This window comes from Nonomuraea endophytica (assembly GCF_014203235.1).
GTDB classification, from domain to species: domain Bacteria; phylum Actinomycetota; class Actinomycetes; order Streptosporangiales; family Streptosporangiaceae; genus Nonomuraea; species Nonomuraea endophytica.
This window is the reverse complement of record NZ_JACHIN010000002.1, coordinates 261,732-278,155: the sequence shown is the minus strand read 5'-3', so window position 1 is coordinate 278,155 and position 16,424 is coordinate 261,732. Positions and strand designations below refer to the sequence as shown.

Below are 16,424 nucleotides of genomic sequence, written 5' to 3'. Positions count from 1 at the left end.
GCTAGTGAGCGCTCACCGGCTCGGCGCCGGCTTCCAGAGCGCCCGCCACCCATTGATCCACGTTGCGCACCACGATGGGCAGCCGGGGATGGACCCGCTCCAGGTCGAGCCGGTCCAGGGGTTGGATCAGCCCCAGTTCCTCGATCAGCGTCGGCCCCTCGGGCAGCACGTCGAGCACGTATCGCCGGAAGGCGTCGGAGTAGCTCTGCTTGTAGCCCGGCAGCATCGGGCGCAGCGCGGCGGGCAACAGCCGCAGGTGCAGCGCCTTGTACCACTGGTACGGGTACGGCCCCTCGGCCCGGAACCGGGTGGCCGGCGGCAGCCCGAAGGCGTAGCGCACGAAGTGCTCGTCCACGAACGGCGAGCGTTGCCGGATCGGCGCCCCGAGCGGATGCGCGTCGTAGGCCCAGGGGAAGATGGAGTCGCGCAGGCTGGCCGTCGTCCAGTCGCCGCCCGCCTCCCCGAACGACGCGAACCTGTCCGCCAGCCAGCCCTCGGTCCAGCCCTTGACCGATTCCCGGTAGCCGCCGGTGAGCACCGACGGGCGGCCGCTGTTGACGACGTCGCGCAGCGCGGTAGCCACGTACAGCTGGAAGGAGAGGTGTGACGGCAGCCGTCGCGCGGCGAGCGCTGCCGCCTCGCCCGCCACCTCCACCAGGGAGTCGGCCTGGCTGAAGCTCGTGAGGTAGCTGCGCAGGTCCCGCCACCTGCGTCCGCGTGCCAGCGAGGCGGACAGGTGGTTCCACGCGCCGAGCACCTCGTCGCCGCCCTGGCCGCTGAGCAGGACGCTCGCCCCGATGCCGGTGGCGTGGTCCACGGTGGCCTGGTGCAGGCGGGTGTAGTAGTCGTGGCGGGGGCCGAGCGGCGACCAGAGCGGCTCGGGCAGCGCGTGCCACTCGGCGGGCAGGACGTGCAGGTCACAGGAGATGCCCACGGCCTGGAGCTGGCGGTGCACGAGTGAGGCGGTCGCCTTGCCGAACTGGTCGCGCAGGTTCCACACGACCGCGCTCAGCCGCCGTCCCTCGCGCTGCGTCTGCCGCCAGGCGTGCGAGAAGACGGCCCACGAGTCCATGCCGCCCGAGAGCAGGACCACGGCGGACTCCGCGTCGCCGAGGCTGCGCGAGACGGCCGCGGCGAACTCCTCGCCCAATGCCGCGTCGTCCGTGGAGCCCAGCGGAGGAAGGTCGAGAGGTGGGCGGTGCCGTACCACGCCCTCCCAGGGGCTTTCCGGCGGGAACTCCGCCTCGAACGGCAGCCCGTCCAGGAGCAGCGCCAGTGGTTCCAGGGAGAACCGCTTCGCCGGGGTGACCAGGCGCAGCGGATCACGGTCGAGCGCGCCGTCCTCCGGTCGCAAGTAGAGGGGCTCGGACAGGGCGTCCGAAACCCCTCCAGTCATGCTGATCTCTGATCGCAACAGTTACCGGCTCTTGTTCAGCATCTTGCGCGATGCCCGGAACGTTGACCAGAACTCGGAGACTGCGCGGACATTACGGCGGACGGCCGATTCTTTCGGCTGCACGGCGTTGGCGACGAGAAGATTGCCGCCGCACCTGCGCACTCCACCACAGCTGTCACGTGGTAGGTCGCTGTGCCCCATTTCGTACCTCCTATCGGTGCGAATTTCGAGGACGATTCTTAGAAATAAGCGGTAATAGCGTCAATGATGAACGTTTATCCCAATTGGGCGGTCTGATCATGGCGACTTGTGGCGCCTATGGTGAGAAGATCGCCCGGTACGCCATGTGCGGGGAGGGACCGCTGTTGCCCGGGTTACTGCATGACGTCCTCGCCCGGAGGGCAGCCGCCCACCCGGCGGCGCCGGCGTTCACCGTCGACGGGGTGGGCACACTCGACTACCTGAGCTGGCATCTGGGCGCGCGGCGGGACGCGGCGGGGCTGGCCGCCCTCGGTGCGCGGCCGGGGCAGCGGGTGGTGCTCGCCTTCGAGGACGGCGACTGGCTCCGCTTCGCCACCTGCTTCATGGGCGTGCTTGCTGCGGGCGGGGTGGCCGTTCCGGTACGCGCGCCCGTCCCCCGGGCACACTTGTTGTCCACCGCCGCCCAGGTGGGCGCGGCCGGTCTGGTGGTCGGGGAAGCACACCCTGAAGCGGACGCGATGGCGTTCGGCGGCTGGCTGTCGACCGCCGCCGCCCTGACCACTGCCACACCGCCTGTCTCGGAGGCGGTGCGTCGTGCCGAGACGGATCCCGCGGCGGTGATCCTCACCTCCGGCACCACCGGCGCGGCCAAGGCCGTGCTGAGCAGCCACCGCTCCCTCACCGACGACTGGGAGCAGGACGACGACGTCCCGGAGGCGCAGCCCAACGCCCTGTTCACCGCCGTGGCGATCGGCACGAACGCGGCGCAGTCCGTGCTGAAGAGCTGCCTGATCAACGGGGTGCACGTGGTGCTCGGCCAGCCGTTCGCGCCGGAACGGCTGGCCGCGCTGATCGACGAGCACCGGGTGAGCGCCATGAGCCTGGTGCCGACCACCGCACGGCTCGCCGTGGCCGCCCTGCGCAGGCAGGGCCGCGCGCCGGCGCGGATCCGGTCGGTGGTGTCGTCCTCGGCCCCGCTGGACCAGCCCACCGTGGACGGTCTCGCCGAGGTGTTCCCGCAGGCCGAGATCTTCAACGTCTACACGATCGCCGAGGGCGGCGCGGGTCTTCAGCACCGGTGCCTGCCGGGCCGCCCACCCGCGCTCGGCCGGTTGGGCGATGACGCCCGCGTGGTGGACGGCGCGGGCCGGGACGTGGCCCCCGGGCAGGTGGGCGAGCTCTGGCTCCGCGACACCGGCCCGGTACTGAGCTACCTGGAGCCGGCGGGCGCCACCGAGACGGGCACGCGCTACCTGGCCGACGGCTGGATCGCGACCGGCGACCTGTGCCGGCTCGACGACGACGCCCTGGTGCACTTCGTGGAACGGGCCGACGACGTCATCGTCTCCGGCGGGCTGAACATCGCCTCCGCGACGGTCGAGGCCGCGCTGCGCACCCATCCGGCCGTCCGGGAGGTGGCCGTGTTCGGGGTGCCGCACACCGCACTCGGCCGGGCGGTAACCGCAGCAGTCGTCCTGGAGACGCCCACAGAACTGGCGGCCGGGCTGCGCGACTACTGCGCGGAGCGGTTGCCGGGCAGTCACGTGCCGGTGGACATCGTGGTGCTCGACGAACTGCCCGTCACACCCAACGGCAAGGTGCGCAAACGGCTGCTGGCCGAGGACTACGTGCGCGCGCACCGGCCCGAGGTCGCCGGGCCGGAAACACCCGAGGCCGAGGTGGAAGGGATGGAAACGCCCGAGGCCGAGGTGGAAGGGACGGAAACGCCCGAGGCCGAGGTGGAAGGGACGGAAACGCCCGAGGGTGAGGTGGAAAGGACGGTCTTCGCCGCCTTCCGCGCCACCCTGGCCGTGGAGCCGATCCAGCGGGACAGCGACTTCTTCCGGCTGGGCGGCCACTCCCTGCTGGCCACACGCCTCGCCGCCGAGCTGGAACGCCGTACCGGCCGGAGCGTCAGACCCGCGCTGGTCCTGCGCTATCCCCGGGCCGGAGATCTGTCCGATGCCCTGCGAAGGTCATGGGACCAACCCGCCCCATGACCTGGGGCTTTCACGGCGACGCGTAGCCGTGTCAGAGCGATGTCAGGTCCGTGTAGGGGCGCGGAGACAAACTTCCCGGCATGAACACAGCAACCCCGGCCCCGGCCAACACGAATGGCTTCGTCGCGAAGCTCCTCGCCGACCGTCACTCCGTCCCGTTCTCCATCGCACTGCACCTGGTGCCCGGCGCGTTAATCGTCGCCGTGTACGCCTTCATCGCCGCCCCCCTGGTCCGGTCCATGGGCTACCCGATCTTCATGGCCTGGGCCATCGCCCTCGCGATCGTGCTCTTCCCGCTCCAGCTGTTCCTACTGTGGCTGGGCAAGAAACAGACCGGCCGCTTCACGATAAAGGGCGTCGTCCGCTACCACGACAAACCACTCTCCCGCGGCAAGGTCATCTGGCTGGGGGCCGCGTGCCTCGTGTGGATGACCGTCGTCTCCCTCTCGCTGACCCCACTGGACAACATCGTCTACGACTGGTTCTTCACCTGGGTGAACTACCAGGGCGCCGGCCCCGACGGCACCGCCTACCTCCAGGGCTACTCGCCGGACCTCGTGCTCACCACGCTGCTCATCTGCGCGCCGTTCACCGGCTTCACCCTGCCCCTGATCGAGGAGTACTACTTCCGCGGCTTCCTGCTGCCCCGCCTTCCGCAGCTCGGCAAGTGGGCTCCGTTCTTCAACACGTTCTTCTTCTCCGTCTACCACTTCTGGGCCCCTTGGACGGTCCTGTCCAAGCTCGTCTTCCTCTACCCGGGCGTCTGGCTCGCCTGGAAGAAGCAGGACATCCGCATCTCGATCACCATGCACCCCGGCTCGGCGCTGCTGATGACCGTGGTCGGCGTCATCGCCCTCGCCTCCGGCTATCAGATGTGAGGGCGTCATGAAGCCCTTTCCGGGCGGCGTGGCCTTCCTGCCATTGCTCCATGACCTGCCGGAGGGCCCCGTTCACGAGGAGCAGGAACTCGGCGGAGACGTCGAAGCGGACGCCGGCCGGGGTCGTGGCGCCGAGGATCGCCGCCGCGCTCTGCGAGGCGGCGACCAGGGCGTCGTTCATCCGCAGGGCCGCGAGCGTGGAGCGTACCCAGAGCTCGTCGTCGACGACGTAGCGTTCGCGGCGTCCGCCCGGAGCGCGTTCCCGCCTGATCAGTCCCTGCTGTTCGAGCAGGGCGATGGTCTGTGAGATCGACGCGGGGCTGACACGAAGCCGCTCTACCAGGTCGGCGGCGGTGAGGGTGCCGGAGTCGGTGACCCACAGGCAGGCCAGCACCCTGGCCGCCATGCGCGGCATCCCCTGCTGCTCCAGGAGCGTGGCGAAGGATTCCGTGAAGTCGTGGACCGCCTGGGGGTCACGGCCATGGCTGGTGTCGCCGAGGGGCGGCGGCGGAGACTGGGCCCGCCTCTCCCGGCGGGCACGTCGCTTCGTGGCCTCCTGCGCCCGCTGCGCCCGGTAGCCGTCGGTTCCGCCGTTGCGGTTGACCTCCCGCATGACGGTCGAGGCGGGCCGCCCGAGACGCCGGCCGATCTCCGCGAACCCGAGCCCCTCGGCCAGCCCGGCGGCGATGAGCTGACGGTCCTCGTTGGTGAGCCTGTCTCCGGGCATCGGCGCTCGTCTCCCATCTGCCGACTGCGGCACAGTATGCAATCACTCCAGCTCCATTGCAATGCGGGACGTGATCATCCATTGCAATCAGCGTCATAATCATTGCAATGCTGACTCATAACTCCTGTTAGAAGGGCAATATCGCATGTTGACCAAACTGTGAATGCAATGTACCTTCGCAGAAGTTCAGTCATTCGTGAACGAATCTTCCCGAGAGGGCTACAACGATGGAAAACGGTGTTGAGAACGGCTGGGGCAAGGTGGCCGACGCGTTCCGGGCGAACTTCGACAATCCCGGCGAACTGGGTGCGGCGTGCAGCGTCTACGTGGACGGCCGCAAGGTCGTCGACCTGTGGGGCGGCGTCGCCGGTCGCGAGGTGGACGACCCCGCCGGCCGCGAGCCGAACCGGCCCTGGGCCGAGGACACGATCGTCCGGGTCGCCTCCACGACGAAGGGCTTCACCGCGATCGCCGCCCACATGCTGGTGCGACGTGGCGAGCTCGATCTCGACGCCCCGGTGGTCGACTACTGGCCGGAGTTCGGCGCCAATGGCAAGGAAGAGATCAAGGTCAGCTGGCTGCTGTCGCACCAGGCCGGGCTGCCGGTCGTCGACGGGCCGCTGACCTTCGAGCAGGCGTGCGCCTGGGACCCGGTCATCCGGGCGCTCGAGGCGCAGCCGCCGCTGTGGAAGCCGGGCACCGAGCACGTCTACCACGGCGTCACGTACGGCTACCTGGTCGGGGAGCTCGTGCGCCGGATCTCCGGCAAGACGCTCGGCACGTTCTTCGCCGACGAGGTGGCCGCTCCGCTCGGACTGAGCACCTGGGTCGGGCTGCCGGAGGAACACGAGGGACGCCTGGCCCGGATCGACAACGCCGCGCCGTTCAGCGTGGAGGAGCTGACCGCCGGGATGATCAAGAGCACCGGGCTGGACGCGGACACCGTCACCGCCTGGATGAACGCCGGGTGGGGCCCGGACTCGGTGGCGATGCGCGCCGGGTCGCTCGGCGGCGCGCTGGACAACATGGCCGACCCCTCGGTCGCCTACTACGGCACCCGCGCCTGGCGCGCGGCGGAGTTCCCGGCCGCCAACGGCATCTCCGACGCGCGGTCGCTGGCCCGGATGTACGCCGCCACGGTGAGCGACGTCGACGGCGTGCGGCTGCTCGACCCGTCCACCGTCGAGAAGGCGATCGCCGTCCAGACCGACAAGACGCGCATGCACGGGCTGCCGCCTGAGCTGAACATCCCGGCCGACCGCTCCTTCTCCATGTCGCACGGGTTCTGGCGCTCCTGCCCGCCGTTGCCGATGCTCGGACCGGGATCGTTCGGCCACCCCGGCTCCGGCGGCTCGATCGGCTTCGCCGACCCCGACGCCGGTGTCGGCTTCGGCTACGTCACCAACCTCTGGGACCTGCGCCCCGACGACCCGCGAGCCTCGAACCTGGCCGACGCCGTCCGCTCCTGCCTGGGATAACGGCTATCGCGGTAGCTGATGAGGCTAGCTGGGATTGCGCGTTTCCGATGGCACGCCGTTCCCCTTGACTGGTAGCTGACCGGTAGGCGCAGCTCGCGTCGCCGTCACCGTGAGGGGGTCGTGATGCCCCTGGAAGCAGAAGGGCCGATCGTGATCGCGCGGGCCGGGCCGAACGGTCAGGCCCCGCGTTGCGAGCACGCCGACGAGCTCAAGGCCGTGGAGTACATGTCAGCCGAATGCCGGGAATGTCTGGCCGTCGGCCAGACCTGGTCGCGGTTGACGATGTGCCTGTCCTGCGGCTGGGTGGCCTGTTCCGATGGTTCGTGGAACGGCCACGCCAGGGCCCACTACCAGGAGACCGACCACCCGGTGGCCGCGGTCCTGGGACCACCGCCGATCTCACGATGGTGCTTCGTGCATCGACGGATCGTCTAGAGCGACGAAAGGGATCCCGTGACCATCTCCGAACCGCCGGTCAAAGACCGGCAGGACTACGACGGCAGGTCTCCGTTCCCGGGGGCTGAACAGCACCCTCCGGCCAACGGAGTTCAGGTGGGGCTGACGGCGGCGATCGTGGTGCTGCCGTTCATCGCGCTCGTCGTCGCGATCTTCGCGTCGTGGGGGCAGGGGATCGCGCTCACCGATCTGCTGCTCGCCGCGATCTTCTACGTGGTGACCGGGCTCGGCGTGACCATCGGCTTCCACCGGCTGCTCACCCACGGCTCCTTCACCGCCCGGCCCTGGTTGCGGGTGGTCCTGGCGGTCGCCGGGTCGATGGGCTTCCAGGGCAACGTGCTCGACTGGGTCGCCGTGCACCGCCGCCATCACGCCTTCACCGACCGGCCCGGCGACCCCCACTCTCCCTACCGGTACGGCACCGGCCTGCGCGGGCAGCTTCGGGGGCTTGCCCACGCCCACCTGGGCTGGCTGTTCTCCGACGACCGGACGCCGATCACCCGCTACGCCCCCGACCTGCTGGCCGATCGGGCCATGTCCCGGGTGGCGCGCGCCTTTCCCGCGTTGTGCGCGCTGTCGCTGACGCTGCCGTTCCTGCTCGGCTGGGCGATCAGCGGCACACTGTACGGTGCCCTGACCGCCTTCCTGTGGGCCGGGCTGATCCGCGTCGCGCTGCTGCAACACGTCACCTGGAGCGTCAACTCCCTGTGCCACGTCATCGGCAGCAGGCCGTTCAGGACCCGCCGCCACGACCGGTCCACCAACCTGTGGCCCCTGGCCCTGCTGTCGTTCGGCGAGAGCTGGCACAACGGCCACCACAGCGAACCCACCTGCGCACGCCACGGCCTCCAGCGCGGGCAGCTCGACCCGTCCGCCGCCATGATCCGCCTGTTCGAACGGCTGGGCTGGGCGAGCGACGTCCACTGGCCGGACCCCGCCCGCATCCTGCGCCGCCGCGCCCGCGCCCCGGTCATCGATTCCAGTGATGACCGTTACCGCTGATTGCTCGTTTCCACGCCGAATACCAAGCAGGACACTCAGGCTCCAGAGCCGAGTGGAGAGGAAACCGCGATGAGTCTGCGGTGGCAGATCAACAACAAGGTCCAGGCCGTCAAGGAGTGGTTCAGGCCGCGCCGCGGCCGCCTGATCACGACCAAGCCCAAGCGGCCCGAACTGAAGACGAAGGACTGATCCCGAGGCACCTAGAGTGGGGGTAGAAGCGCCGCCCGGTGAAGAAAGGGGTGGCGGGCATGGAACTGCGGCAGCTGCGGTATTTCGTGACGCTGGCCGAAGAGCTGCACTTCGGCCGGGCGGCGGCCCGCGAGCACATCGTGCAGTCCGCGCTGAGCCAGCAGATCCAGCGGCTGGAGCGCGAACTGGGCGTGGTGCTCCTGGACCGCAGCACCCACCACGTCGGCCTGACTCCGGCGGGCGCCGCCTTCCTCGTCGAGGCGCGGCTGATCCTCGACCACGTGGGCCGGGCCGTACAGGCCGCGCGCAACGCCGTCGGGCCGGCGCCCACGCTGCGCGTCGGCATCATCGACGCCGGATACGACTCCATGCCGCAGATCCTGCGCGAACTTCAGCGCACCCACCCGGCGATCAGGATCCACCAGGTCGAGGCGGGCACCCCCGAGCAGTACCGGCAGCTGGCCGACGGCCGCCTGGACATCGCCATCGGACTGGCCCTCCAGACCTCGGCGGGAGTGGCGTCCAAGCTGATCAGGCTCGATCCGCTCGGCGTGCTGGTTCCCGAGGACCACCGCCTGGCCGGCATGGACCACGTGCCCGTCGCCGCACTCGCCGACGAGTTGCTGCTGCTGGGCGAGGAGTCCCAGACCCCGGAGCTCAACCAGCTCGTCATCGAGCTGTGCCGCTCGGCCGGTTTCACGCCCACCATCTACCAGGGAACCGTCGAGAGCACCCGCGCCGCCGCCGACCTCGTCCTCCAGCACCGCTGCGTGCACTGCCTGCCCTCCTCCTTCCGCACCTCCAACCGGCCGGGCACCACCTGGCGCCCCCTGACCGAACCCGCCACGCACTACCCCTGGTCACTGCTGTGGCACGACGCCAACCCCTCGCCCCACATCGCCACCGTCATCAACAGCGCCAGAGACCTCGCCGAACGCCTCGGCTGGCTGGAGCCCACCCGGCACAGCGACGACGCGGTCTAGGCCGGTGGGCGCATCGCCTCGACAAGACGGTCGAGAGGTACGCGCGCGAACCCGACCCGCGTGTCACCGGCCCCATAGGGCAGCCAGACGGCGTCGGCGTGCAGGAGTCCGCCACACGAGTACACGACGTTGGGGACGTAGCCGTCGCGCTCCGCGCCGCCCGCGGTCAGGAGCGTGCCGGGGAGTTCGGCGATGACCCGGTCCGGCTTGTCGAGGTCGAGGAGCAGGGCGCCGATGGCGTAGTCGCGCATCGGGCCGACGCCGTGGGTCAGGACGAGCCAGCCGTACTCCGTCTCGATGGGTGAGCCGCAGTTGCCCACCTGGATCAGCTCCCACGCGCGGCGGGGGACGTGCAGCGGGACCGGCGGCTGCCACGTGTTGTTCCGGTCGAGGGTGGTGAGGCCGATGACCTCGCCGTCGGAACGGCACAGTGCGAGCCTTCGCCCGGCGACCGGGCGGGGGAACAGCGCCATCCCCTTGTTGGCGGCGGCGGGGCCGCGCATCGGGGTGATCGTGAACAGGCGCAGGTCGTCGCTGGCGAGCAGGTGGGAACGGATGTGCTGCCCGTCGTAGGCGGTGTAGGTCGCCCGGTACGACGCGGTGCCGTCCTCATCGAAGACCTGCACGAAACGGGCGTCCTCCATGCCGTTGCGCTCGGCCGCCGTCGACGGCCAGAGCACCCGCCGGTGCAGGGGGAGTTCGGCGGGGAAGGCCACCGCGTACTCGGCGCGGATCGCCCGGCGCAGCTCCTCCAGCGTCCGCTGCGCGGTGGTGCGGGTGAGCAGGTCGCCGGGGAGCCGGGCGATGGTCCGCTCGAAGTCGTCGTCGTCGAAGTGTTCCGGCAGCGCCCTCAGCATGGCGGCCGAGACCTCGTTGTCCCATGCGTCGGCGGCGAGCAGGTCGCGCCGGTGGCGGACCGGATGCCCGCGCCCGGTGGACAGCGGGCCGGAGCGCTCGCCGAGGACGAGGCCGGAGCCGGGGCCGAGCACGGCGGTGGTGAAGCCGATGGACGACAGGTGTCCCTCGCCGATCTGCCGCAGGCTGATCGCCACCCGGAGCGTGCCCGGGGCCAGGCCGCTCTGATCCGGGTGGGGGACCATCGAGGGGTTGCACACGGCCGCGCCCTCGACGGCGTACTCGTGGCTGAAGTAGGCGCCGACGAGGAGCCGGGCGGTCAGGGAGAGCTCGGCGTCGCGCCGTACACGATGGCGGACCAGGTCGTGGTGGTGCGCGAAGGTCGCTTCGAGGTCGTCGTGACGCCCGCCGAAGCGGCGCAGCACGTCCTGGAGCAGGCCGGCGGCCGTGTCCTCGTCGAGGCCGGTGACGCGGTCGATGAGCGCGGCCGAGCGGGTGCGGGTCAGCGCGGCGTCCTCACCCGGCACGAAGAGCTTGATGATCACTCTGCGCGGGTCGGGGGCGATCGCCGGGCCGAGCCGGGTGGCCAGGTCGCCGTTGGTCATCCGAGCTCCCCGGCCTGCTGCATGGTGGAGATCAGCGCGATGGTGGACTCCGCGCCCTGGTTGAGGTTGGGGCCGTCCTCGGTCAGGCCGTCGTAGGCGCCGCCGGTGTCCGGGTCCCACATCCTGGCTCCGGCGTCGTTGGCGCCCAGGAACCAGGCGGCGGCCCGCCGTACACCTTCGTGCCAGGCAGGATCGCCGGTCACGCGCGCGGCGACGGCACAGGCGTCGGCGAGCGCGGCGACCTCGATGGGCTGCTGGTCGTAGCGCTGACGCGGCGCGCCCTGCCGCCAGCCCGCGGCGGGCACGGCGGAGAGCCGGCCGTCGCGTGTCTGGATGTCCGACAGCCAGGTGAGCATGTGCAGGCCGGTGCCGAGCAGCGACCGGTCGCCGCTCAGGTCACCGGCCGCGATGAGCACTTCGGCGAGCGCGGCGTTGGCATAGGTCAGGTACGGCTGCGGCCACGGCCACCCGGGATCCTCCGGCGGCGTGCCGACGGCCTGCGCGGCGTCGGTCAGCAGGGCGGCTGCCATGGTGCTGTCCGAGGTGGTGCGCAGGATCTCGGCGGCGCCCAGCCCGGCGAAGGCCATGGCGCGCGGGTGCGGGGAGCGCCGCTCCGCGCCGAGGGCGAAGGCGTGCAGCGCCTCCTCCCTGATCCAGGGAGCGCAGCCGCGGGCCGCCGCGGTGCCGAGTCCCCACATCGCGCGCCCCCACCAGTCGCCGATGCCGGCCCGGTCGTGCCAGCGCCGGTCGAAGCCGAGCCGGTTCCTGAACGCGCCGGTGCGATCCTGGGCGTGCGTGAGAAAGGCCAGGTAACACTCCGCCAGCCGGGTCAGCTCGGGAGTGGGGTCCGGTTCGCGGCTGATGACGACGAGCCCGCGGGCCACGTCGTCGGTGCAGTAACCGTGCTGGCGGCGGACGACCGCGCGCCGCGCGTGCTCGAACAGGCCGGTGTCGTCGCTCAGCCGGATCAGGTGCTGAAAGCCGGGGGTCATGGGATCGCCGCGGCCACGGCGGCCGGCCGTTCGGCGACGAGCATGCGGACGAGGTCCTCGTAGCGGGCCGCGACCGCCGGCCACAACATGCTCGAAACCAAGGAGCGGGTACGGCCGGCGAGCTCGTCGGCCAGCCCCGGTTCGGTGAGCACACGCCGCACGGCGGCGGCCATCGCGACCGGGTCGGCGTGCGGGACGATCAGCCCGGGGCCGTCCGTGAGCAGCTCCACCGCGTGCGGGAACTCGGTGGCGACCACCGGCACGCCCGCGGCCACGGCCTCGATGAGGACCCCCGACGTGACCTGCTCGGTCGAGTCGTAGGGCAGCACGACGACGTCCGCCGAGCGGACCAGCCGGCTCAGCGACCGCTGGTCCCGGTAAACCGGATCATGCCGTACGGCCGGCGCCACCCCGAGCCGGTTCGCGAGCACGTACAGGCCGGCCCGGTAGGCCTCGCCCTGCGACTCCAGCACCTTCGGGTGGGTCCTGCCGGCGATGGTGTAGGTCGGCGACACGTCGTCCAGCAGCGCCAGCGCCCGCAACGCCCACTCCAGTCCCTTGCCGGGGCCGATCAGCCCCCAGGTGAGCAGGTGCGGCCGGAGCTGACGCCGCGACGGGACCCGCCGGTGGTCGGCGGTTCCGTGCGGAATGAGGAACACCTTGCCGGCGTCGACCTTGTAGCCGGTCAGCAGCCGGTCGCGGGCGGTGCCGGTCATGGTCACGACCGCTCCTGCGGCGGCCGCGATCTCCTCCAGCAGGTCCTTCTGCTGGGGAGTGGGCCTGGCCAGCACGGTGTGCAGCACGACGACACTGGGCACCGCCAGGCCGCGCAGCAGCGGCAGCACGTCCTCGCCGTTGGCGCCCGGATAGATGCCGTACTCGTGCTGCACGATGGCCACGTCGAACTGCTCGAGCGCCGCGGCCGCGGCCTGCCAGCCGCCGCGCCCGCCGGGAGACCAGGTGTGCACGACCTCGGGCAGCGGCCGGTCGTCGTCGCCGTCCGCGATGACCCGGACGATCCCGCCCTCCTGGGCGAGATGGGCGGCCAGAGCCGAGTTGAAGGTCGCGAGCCCGCACCGGGTGGGCGGATGCGTGCTGAGGAAGCCGTAGGTACGGGCCAAAGGTCGTGCCTTCCTGAAGCGCCCGCACCAAAATGAATGCCATACGGACTGGCTGAAGATCCAGGGCTTGCTCACCCGGGGACCGTCCTCATGCGGAGCCCAGCTGCCGCGACCCTCGGCTGATGGCGGGGTCCACGCCTTATCGACAGTACCAGGCGCTACTTCGACCCCAATATCTCGCCATAAACGCGCAGATAGCCGTCCACCATCTGCTCCACGCCGAACCTGCGGCGGGCCTGCGCCCGGCAGCCGGCCCGATCGATCGACCCGACGCGCGCCACGGCGGCGACCGCCTCGTCGAGCGAGTCCACCAGAAAGCCCGTCACCCCCGGGTCCACGACCTCGGCCATCGACCCGCGGCGGTAGGCCACGACGGGGGTTCCGCAGGCCATCGCCTCCACCACCGACAGGCCGAAGGGCTCGTCGAACGCGATCGGATGCAGGAGCGCCGCACTCCTGCCGAGGATCTCACCGCGTTCGTGAGGCCCGACCGAGCCGTGGAAGGCGACCCGCTCGCCGTCGACCTTCGGCGCGATCTCCTCCTCGAAGTACCGCTCATCCTGGACGATGCCGCAGATGTCGAGCGGCATCCCCGCCCGCCGGGCGATCTCGATCGCGCTGTGGGTTCCCTTGTCGGGATGGACTCGGCCGAAGCTGATCAGCCTCTGGCCGCCTTCCGGGTCGAAGGGGAACGCCCCGAGATCGATGCCGTGGTGGACGGTGGCGACGTAGTCCAGCTCCGGGGCCCGGTCGGCGTCCGAGATGGACACGTACTGGGACCGGGCACGGGTGTAGGCGGGCAGGATGGCCGCTCCGGAGAACCCGTGCACCGTGGTGAGCAGCGGCGCTCGGCAGTGATCGGCGAACGCCAGGGGCAGCCAGTCGAGATGGCTGTGGACGAGATCGAACTCGCCTGAGCGGCTGAACGCGTGCGCGACGTGCATCGCCTCCCACACGCGTCCGTCGAGGGACGGATCGTCGGCATATCCGTGCGGGCTCACCCCGTCCAGGGACGCCGTGGTGACCGAGTCCAGGGTGGCGAAGAGCGTCACCTCGACCCCGCGGCCGACCAGCCCCTCGGCCAGCAGACTCGTCACCTGCTCCCATGGGCCGTAGTGAAGCGGAGGCGTACGCCAGGCGATCGGTCCCAGTAGCGCCACCCTCATAGTCACCACTGAAATATGGCCATAAAGATGATGAATAGCAAATTTGGCGCTTCCGGAATTTCGTATTTGCCGGAGAAATGCGGTAAAATGAAGTACCGAGGACTTTTCGAGCGTCGGCATTCAAGTCTGCGTCGCCCCCGGCGAACCATCACCGGCCCCTTTCGCAGGGACCCGGACGGGTCAGTCATCATGACGCCGACGCTTCTCTCACAGGCACTTTTCGCTCAACCGAGCCCGTCAACCCCGGCGATCCCCGGAGTCGACTCCACGCCGAGGCTCGTGCTCAACCCGGCGCTGGATCGGCGAGCGGTGGTGGACGGGGCCTGGTGGCCCTACTCCCGCGACGCGGCCGCCGAACTGCCCGCGCTCATCGCCGCCGTGGACCGGCTGCTGGACCGGATCACGCTCCGGGTAGACGTGCACATCGACGCCTGGAAGAACCTCCCGCGCCACATCCCGGCCCGCGGGCGGCGGGTCCGCGTCGGCTGGTTCCACCACAGCGACCCGCGCGTGATCATCCTCAGCTTCGCGGCCGCCGACCAGGTCGTCCTCCTGCTCGTCCCATCGACCGCTCCCGATCTCGCCGCCCAGACCATCGACGGCCTGACTCTCACCCACCTCCTGCCTTCTCCAGAGGGGAGACTTCCATGAGCGTCATCGACACCGCCCCGCTCGGCGGAGCGGGCGCCTCGGCGCCCACCCTGATGCGCCTGTCGGGGGACATCGACATCTTCACCCTGGAGCAGGTACGCAGGCAGCTGATGAGCGCTCTCAACTACAGCAACAGCCTGCTCGTGCTGGATCTGTCCCAGGTCACCTTCTGCGGCGCCGACGGGCTGGGCATGCTGCTCGGCGTGCAAGCCCGCGCCCGCGCCCGGGGCATCACGCTGGTCCTGACCGGCCTCTCGCCCTTCATGACCCGGCTGCTGCACGCCTCCGGCCTGGACCGCAGCTTCCCGATCATGCTGTGACCATGATGCGGGCCATGACGCGCCCCGCACGGGGTAGTGCACGGGGATGGCAGTCGGTGGGTTGGGCAAGGGGCTCGCAGCTTGGTGGGCGGGCGCCCGTCGCCGTCACGGCTGGCTGGATCACCTGGTACGCGCGGTCGTGCGCTATGACGAGACCGACGGCGGACGCCTTTCCGCCGCACTCACCTACTACGCCTTCTTCGCCACCTTCGCCCTGGCCCTGCTGGGTTTCGCCATCCTCGGGCACATCCTGAACGAGCCGACGGTCCTGGAGGCCGTACAGGACTACCTCGCGGGAAACTTCCCCCGCCTGGACGTCCAGGCACTTCTCAACGCGAGAGGTACGGCAGGCCTGCTCGCCCTCGTCGGCCTGGTCCTGGCCGGCCTGTTCTGGATGGACACCCTGCGCTCGGCGAGCAGAGCGATCTGGCGGGTGCCGGAGTATCCGGGCGGCTTCTGGCTGCGCCAGCTCATCGACCTGGGCGTCCTGGCAGGTCTCGGCCTCCTGCTCGCCGCCTCGCTGGCCCTCGCCTTCGGCGCCCAAACGGTGCTGACCTGGCTGACCATGCGTACCGTCGGCGTCGACGCCCTCCCCGCCCGCTGGCTCCTGGACGGCGCCGCCTTCATCCTCGGCTTCGGCGTGAACACGCTGCTGGCCCTCGCGCTGCTCAGCGCCCCGCCCCGGCTCCGGGTACCGCTGCGCCGCATCGTCGGCCCGGCACTGTTGATCACGATTGGCGTGGAGATCCTCAAGTCCCTGGGCCAGTTCTTTCTCAACCTCACCGCGGCCAACCCCGCCTACCAGGTGGTGGCCGGCGCGGTGGGCATGCTGCTGTTCCTCAAGGTCGTCAACCAGCTCATCCTCTTCGCCGCCGCCCTGGCCGCCACCAGCAAGAACGGCCACGTCACCGACCTGGCCATCCGTTCGCGGGGCCACGAACCGACAAAGGCCATATAGCCGCGTCCGAGTGTGAGACGTGTTCCCATACGATACGAGGAGGCGCTGAATCGTTTCCTCATGGAGGTGCTTCAGCCACTATCTGAGAGCGAGACGCGACATGAGTAGTGCTCGCACGAACCACGATCATGCCTCGACAGAACCCGCCCAGCGGAACGAGGCCGACGGGCAGGCCGAGCACGCGGCCAACGCCCAGTGGCTCAAGGACAACCCGGCCGCGATGCCACAGGTGGGCGCGGGCCGGTGGGCCGTGTACGACCGCGAAGGCACCCTGTGCGGCCACCTGGTCGGCGACGGTCCGACCCGCGACACCCGCTTCAAGGCGATCGTGGCCGCGGACGAACCGGCTTCCCCCGATGACGTCCCGAGCGGCTTCGGCATCACCCTGCACGACGCCGGCGCCCATCTTCTCGACACCGCCGTACAGGGTGACAGCGTCTAGCCTG

16 protein-coding genes are annotated in these 16,424 nt (G+C 70.4%); 10 read left to right on the top strand and 6 right to left on the bottom strand.

The annotated features are described in order from the left end of the window. Position 1: 1 nt before the first annotated feature. Positions 2 to 1,396 carry an asparagine synthase-related protein gene (locus HNR40_RS09410; protein WP_184959884.1) on the bottom strand — a complete coding sequence of 465 codons (1,395 nt, stop codon included), beginning with the start codon at positions 1,394 to 1,396 and terminating at the stop codon, positions 2 to 4. Positions 1,397 to 1,761: 365 nt separating this feature from the next. Here HNR40_RS09410 and HNR40_RS09405 point away from each other — a divergent pair, with 365 nt between their 5' ends. Then, positions 1,762 to 3,597: an AMP-binding protein gene (locus HNR40_RS09405; protein ID WP_184959883.1), complete on the top strand. Its 1,836-nt coding sequence runs from the start codon at positions 1,762 to 1,764 to the stop codon at positions 3,595 to 3,597. Between the two features lie 80 nt (positions 3,598 to 3,677). Continuing rightward, on the top strand, positions 3,678 to 4,475 hold the full coding sequence (locus HNR40_RS09400; RefSeq protein WP_184959882.1) for a CPBP family intramembrane glutamic endopeptidase: 798 nt from the start codon (positions 3,678 to 3,680) through the stop codon (positions 4,473 to 4,475). Here HNR40_RS09400 and HNR40_RS09395 read toward each other — a convergent pair. Further along, positions 4,444 to 5,202, bottom strand: a complete 759-nt coding sequence (locus HNR40_RS09395) for a GbsR/MarR family transcriptional regulator (protein ID WP_184959881.1) — start codon at positions 5,200 to 5,202, stop codon at positions 4,444 to 4,446. The genes HNR40_RS09400 and HNR40_RS09395 overlap by 32 nt on opposite strands. A 227-nt stretch (positions 5,203 to 5,429) precedes the next feature. On the opposite strand from HNR40_RS09395, the gene HNR40_RS09390 reads away from it, so the two are divergent. The 4 genes from HNR40_RS09390 (at position 5,430) to HNR40_RS09375 (ending at position 9,310) form a co-directional block, all read left to right on the top strand. Next, a complete protein-coding gene (locus HNR40_RS09390) occupies positions 5,430 to 6,680 on the top strand; it encodes a serine hydrolase domain-containing protein (protein ID WP_184959880.1) in 1,251 nt (416 codons plus the stop codon). A 123-nt stretch (positions 6,681 to 6,803) separates the two neighbouring features. After that, positions 6,804 to 7,115, top strand: coding sequence for a UBP-type zinc finger domain-containing protein (locus HNR40_RS09385; protein WP_184959879.1), 312 nt, complete (start codon positions 6,804 to 6,806; stop codon positions 7,113 to 7,115). Between the two features lie 18 nt (positions 7,116 to 7,133). Further along, complete coding sequence (locus HNR40_RS09380) at positions 7,134 to 8,138, top strand: acyl-CoA desaturase (RefSeq protein WP_184959878.1); 1,005 nt, start codon at positions 7,134 to 7,136, stop codon at positions 8,136 to 8,138. 248 nt (positions 8,139 to 8,386) lie between these two features. Beyond that, positions 8,387 to 9,310, top strand: a complete 924-nt coding sequence (locus HNR40_RS09375; RefSeq protein WP_184959877.1) for a LysR family transcriptional regulator — start codon at positions 8,387 to 8,389, stop codon at positions 9,308 to 9,310. Here the strand turns inward: HNR40_RS09375 and HNR40_RS09370 are convergent. From HNR40_RS09370 to HNR40_RS09355, 4 genes are all read right to left on the bottom strand, one after another. After that, positions 9,307 to 10,770 (bottom strand): glycoside hydrolase family 130 protein, encoded by a 1,464-nt coding sequence (locus HNR40_RS09370; protein ID WP_184959876.1) that lies wholly within the window; start codon positions 10,768 to 10,770, stop codon positions 9,307 to 9,309. The genes HNR40_RS09375 and HNR40_RS09370 overlap by 4 nt on opposite strands. After that, positions 10,767 to 11,762, bottom strand: a complete 996-nt coding sequence (locus HNR40_RS09365) for a glycosyltransferase (protein ID WP_184959875.1) — start codon at positions 11,760 to 11,762, stop codon at positions 10,767 to 10,769. Before HNR40_RS09365 ends, HNR40_RS09370 begins: the two co-directional genes overlap by 4 nt. After that, a complete protein-coding gene (locus HNR40_RS09360; RefSeq protein WP_184959874.1) occupies positions 11,759 to 12,883 on the bottom strand; it encodes a glycosyltransferase in 1,125 nt (374 codons plus the stop codon). The genes HNR40_RS09365 and HNR40_RS09360 overlap by 4 nt, the downstream gene beginning before the upstream one ends. Before the next feature lie 158 nt (positions 12,884 to 13,041). Continuing rightward, entirely contained in the window at positions 13,042 to 14,049 is a 1,008-nt protein-coding gene (locus HNR40_RS09355) for a glycosyltransferase family 4 protein (protein ID WP_184959873.1), read from the bottom strand. A 189-nt stretch (positions 14,050 to 14,238) separates the two neighbouring features. Between HNR40_RS09355 and HNR40_RS09350 the strand changes: the two genes are divergently transcribed. From HNR40_RS09350 to HNR40_RS09335, 4 genes are all read left to right on the top strand, one after another. Further along, positions 14,239 to 14,700: a DUF5994 family protein gene (locus tag HNR40_RS09350; RefSeq protein WP_184959872.1), complete on the top strand. Its 462-nt coding sequence runs from the start codon at positions 14,239 to 14,241 to the stop codon at positions 14,698 to 14,700. After that, on the top strand, positions 14,697 to 15,020 hold the full coding sequence (locus tag HNR40_RS09345) for an STAS domain-containing protein (protein ID WP_184959871.1): 324 nt from the start codon (positions 14,697 to 14,699) through the stop codon (positions 15,018 to 15,020). Before HNR40_RS09350 ends, HNR40_RS09345 begins: the two co-directional genes overlap by 4 nt. A gap of 46 nt (positions 15,021 to 15,066) precedes the next feature. After that, positions 15,067 to 15,978, top strand: a complete 912-nt coding sequence (locus HNR40_RS09340) for a YihY/virulence factor BrkB family protein (RefSeq protein WP_184959870.1) — start codon at positions 15,067 to 15,069, stop codon at positions 15,976 to 15,978. A gap of 100 nt (positions 15,979 to 16,078) precedes the next feature. Further along, complete coding sequence (locus HNR40_RS09335) at positions 16,079 to 16,420, top strand: hypothetical protein (protein ID WP_184959869.1); 342 nt, start codon at positions 16,079 to 16,081, stop codon at positions 16,418 to 16,420. Positions 16,421 to 16,424: the final 4 nt, after the last annotated feature.